The following is a 1,121-nucleotide window of genomic DNA, read 5'->3' on the forward strand; positions in this document are numbered from 1 at the left end:
TACGGCCACCGACATCCTGCAACGTTACAAAGGAGGCTTTCCCCATGATACGACGGACCATCATTCGGCCAGCAACCGAGACGTCAATGTTTAAAGATTCCAGTTCCTGTTTATCCTTCGCATCAAACTCTTCGTGCAACTGGTCAGAGGTATGGTCGCGGCGAAAATCATTGGGAAACGCCACACCTTGCTGACGTAGTGCCGCCAGTTTTTCGCGGCGATTTCTCAGTTCATCGTTAAAATCAATAGCCTCATTGGCTCCCCGTGTTTCTTGTTCAGACATTTTGGTTCCTCTAAATCCAGCTTTCAATTTAGCGTAGATAAAGAGACAGATCGGTACACTGTATTATCTGCCTCGACTATTAATAACTCAGTTTATCTTATCGAAACTAACGCTTACCTCAAGTTGATATCACTAATAAATAACCATCAAAATGGTTTAAATGACTTATTAATCTCGATTTACTAGTGTGATAAACTGAAAGTTAATTTATTCATAACCAATTGTTTTTAGGACAGTTAATCGTTGCTCTCCTGTATCATATTCGTCGGCGTGCTAAACAGAAAACGGGTAGCAAAGGCCAATACGACGATGATCGCGACACAAGCCAACGTCCACTCTCCCATCTGAGAAAAGAATCGCTGGTAAGCTGCAATTGCCATACCGCTAATTTGCGACTCTGTCGTCTGCTGTGCCACGACGCCTGCCAGCCAGTTGGCGACCGCGCCTGTTGCCAGCATATAAATCCCGGTTAATACGCCAGACATTTTCAGACGCGTGATTTGCGCAATCGCCACCGGGTCAATAAAGAGTTCGGCAAAGCCCATTAGCGCCAGCCCGGATATCATCACGCCCATTGACGCTTGACCGTCAGCCGCTGCATGTCGGGCATCAAATGCCAACAACATAAAGCCACAAGCCATCAGCAGTAAGCCAAAGGCAAACTTCAGCCAGACGCGCAATGTTGAGTTGCCGCGGCTTTCTGGCGACGCCAGCCAGGCCAGAACAACCCCAGCGAGCATCACCGCAATTGCATTCACCGACTGGAATAGTGCAGTAGGTACTTCAATATTGAATGCCTGACGATTCACAAAGCGATCGATAAACAGACTGATGGTAC

At 47.1% G+C, this 1,121-nt stretch carries 2 pseudogenes; both read right to left on the reverse strand.

Annotated features, from left to right (window positions below):
• Positions 1–283: pseudogene (locus R7Z41_RS24185) on the reverse strand (lysine--tRNA ligase); the annotation flags it as partial.
• Between the two features lie 236 nt (positions 284–519).
• Positions 520–1,121 (reverse strand): annotated as a pseudogene (gene dtpC / locus R7Z41_RS24190) (dipeptide/tripeptide permease DtpC); the annotation flags it as partial.

This window comes from Vibrio sp. 1457, assembly GCF_033340195.1.
Lineage (GTDB): Bacteria > Pseudomonadota > Gammaproteobacteria > Enterobacterales > Vibrionaceae > Vibrio > Vibrio alginolyticus.